General features: G+C 53.4%; 2 rRNA genes. Both read left to right on the plus strand.

What is annotated here, in order from left to right:
- Window positions 1-626, plus strand: a 16S ribosomal RNA gene (locus AB0B25_RS32110); the annotation flags it as partial.
- 165 nt (window positions 627-791) lie between these two features.
- Window positions 792-1,707, plus strand: a 23S ribosomal RNA gene (locus tag AB0B25_RS32115); the annotation flags it as partial.

Genomic DNA, 1,707 nt, shown 5'->3' on the forward strand with positions numbered 1-1,707 from the left:
GCTTAATTTGACTCAACACGGGGAAACTCACCAGGTCCAGACACAATGAGGATTGACAGATTGAGAGCTCTTTCTTGATTTTGTGGGTGGTGGTGCATGGCCGTTCTTAGTTGGTGGAGTGATTTGTCTGCTTAATTGCGATAACGAACGAGACCTTAACCTGCTAAATAGCCCGTATTGCTTTGGCAGTACGCTGGCTTCTTAGAGGGACTATCGGCTCAAGCCGATGGAAGTTTGAGGCAATAACAGGTCTGTGATGCCCTTAGATGTTCTGGGCCGCACGCGCGCTACACTGACGGAGCCAGCGAGTACTTCCTTGGCCGAAAGGCCCGGGTAATCTTGTTAAACTCCGTCGTGCTGGGGATAGAGCATTGCAATTATTGCTCTTCAACGAGGAATCCCTAGTAAGCGCAAGTCATCAGCTTGCGTTGATTACGTCCCTGCCCTTTGTACACACCGCCCGTCGCTACTACCGATTGGATGGTTCAGTGAGGCGTCCGGACTGGCCCAGGGAGGTGGGCAACTACCACCCAGGGCCGGAAAGCTCTCCAAACTCGGTCATTTAGAGGAAGTAAAAGTCGTAACAAGGTCTCCGTTGGTGAACCAGCGGAGGGATCATTACCGAGTTTACAACTCCCAAACCCATGTGAACATACCTTTACGTTGCTTCGGCGGAGCCGCCCCGGCGCCCGGAACCTCTTCGGTTTCGCGGCCCGGAACCAGGCGCCCGCCGGAGGCCACAAACTCTTTTGTTTTTACAGTTTCTTCTGAGTGTGCCGCAAGGCAAAATACAAATGAATCAAAACTTTCAACAACGGATCTCTTGGTTCTGGCATCGATGAAGAACGCAGCGAAATGCGATAAGTAATGTGAATTGCAGAATTCAGTGAATCATCGAATCTTTGAACGCACATTGCGCCCGCCAGAATTCTGGCGGGCATGCCTGTTCGAGCGTCATTTCAACCCTCGAGCTCCCCTCTTTTTGGGAGAGCCCGGCGTTGGGGACCCGGCGCTAACACCGCCGGCCCCGAAATGGAGTGGCGGCCCGTCCGCGGCGACCTCTGCGTAGTAATATCCACTCGCACCGGGACCCGGGCGCGGCCACGCCGTTAAACACCCCACCTTCCGAATGTTGACCTCGAATCAGGTAGGAATACCCGCTGAACTTAAGCATATCAATAAGCGGAGGAAAAGAAACCAACAGGGATTGCCCCAGTAACGGCGAGTGAAGCGGCAACAGCTCAAATTTGAAATCTGGTCCCCAGGGCCCGAGTTGTAATTTGTAGAGGATGCTTTTGGCGAGGCGCCTTCCGAGTTCCCTGGAACGGGACGCCACAGAGGGTGAGAGCCCCGTCTGGTCGGATGCCAAGCCTATGTAAAGCTCCTTCGACGAGTCGAGTAGTTTGGGAATGCTGCTCAAAATGGGAGGTATATGTCTTCTAAAGCTAAATACCGGCCAGAGACCGATAGCGCACAAGTAGAGTGATCGAAAGATGAAAAGCACTTTGAAAAGAGGGTTAAAAAGTACGTGAAATTGTTGAAAGGGAAGCGCCTATGACCAGACTTGGGCCCGGTGAATCATCCAGCGTTCTCGCTGGTGCACTTTGCCGGGCACAGGCCAGCATCAGTTTGGCGCGGGGGATAAAGGCTTCGGGAATGTGGCTCCCCTCGGGGAGTGTTATAGCCCGTTGTGTAATACCCTGCGCC

Origin of the sequence: Nocardia sp. NPDC049190 (assembly GCF_040648115.1) — a bacterium.
In the GTDB taxonomy this organism is placed as follows: domain Bacteria; phylum Actinomycetota; class Actinomycetes; order Mycobacteriales; family Mycobacteriaceae; genus Nocardia.